We start from the raw sequence: 1214 nt of genomic DNA, 5'->3' as shown, positions 1-1214 counted from the left end.
TCAGTAAATTCCGGTTAGGTTTTTGCATACGAATGCAATAGGTTTTGTTCTTTGAAATTTTTTAAGTCAACCGCATTAGAATCGATATCTCTGAGTTCATTTTGAATTTTGATTCGTAATTCTCTGACTCTTTTTATGCTTACTTTTTCATTGTAGTTTTGATGGCAGTAAATCGCAAGCAACAAATAAGTTATAAGGCCAGCAAGTATTTGAACCATGAGACCGTGTTTACTTCTTGCAATGAGATGATAAACTTTCAAATGACGCTTCCACCAGGCAAAGAATTTTTCAATTTCCCATCGAAGCTTGTAAATTAGGGCAATTTGTTCGGCGGACAGGTCATAATGGTTTGTTGCGATCCAATACCTGACTCCATCAATTTCGTAACCAACCAGTCGGAGCTGCTTTTTTGTTTGATTGTTTCCCGGTGTACCTAAAAGCACGATTGCATCATAGAAAACAATGCTGTCCGAATCGACCTTATGTGATTTTATGCAAGTTTTTTTAGTACCGGCTTTAATGCGGCATACAAATAATTTTTCTTCTTCCTGCCAGTGATCAAAACATTTGTGGTATTGGTAACCACGATCCATGACACCGGTTTGACCTGGAGAAAGTATCTGGCTGACAAACGGACGTTCAGCACCTTTACCATCAGAAAGAAATATTTTTCTTGGAATACTTCGATTTAAGTCAAAACCAAGATGTGCCTTGGCCTTTTTTGCGCCTTTTCTGTAGTCAGCCCAGCACATCAACAGAACCGCATCGATTAAGGAGCCATCAATGCCGACAAGGTCCCCAAGTTCAGGATGGTTTTGAGGCAAAATATTGCTTGCCTGTTTTTGAAGGTTTGCAAATACATACGCAAACTGTTCGAGTCCCCTGGAATTTGTAGCTTCTGAAAAACTGCTTTTTTTGATACCATCATCAGGAGCAATGTTATCCCGGGCAAAATCATCTTCCTTTAGAACTTGAAGCAGATGTTGAGCTGATGTATGCTCCTCAAGGTGGAAGTACACTAATGCTTTGAGGTGATCTTCAAACTCCATCTTCAATGGTCTGTTGCCTCTGGCTTCAAGTGGTGGCGCACCCGCCAATGCTTCTTGAGCTGGTTGAAATAATTGTTTAAACGAAGTTGCATGTTTTTTCCTAAAAGGGTCCAAAGAGTACGGCATAACAGTAATCTCCTGATATTATTGTGTAATATCAAAATT

Annotated in this window: 1 protein-coding gene; it reads right to left on the bottom strand. The window is 39.5% G+C overall.

Features of this window, described 5'->3' with window-relative positions; all coding sequences use genetic code 11:
* Positions 1-14 precede the first annotated feature (14 nt).
* Positions 15-1175, bottom strand: a complete 1161-nt coding sequence (locus VXK47_RS11820; RefSeq protein WP_435548986.1) for an IS4 family transposase — start codon at positions 1173-1175, stop codon at positions 15-17.
* Between the last annotated feature and the right edge of the window lie 39 nt (positions 1176-1214).

The sequence above is a fragment of the Desulfobacterium sp. N47 genome, from assembly GCF_051233685.1.
GTDB lineage: Bacteria > Desulfobacterota > Desulfobacteria > Desulfobacterales > RPRI01 > RPRI01.
The sequence above is the reverse complement of the archived record's forward strand: the minus strand, read 5'-3'. Positions and strand labels throughout refer to the sequence as shown.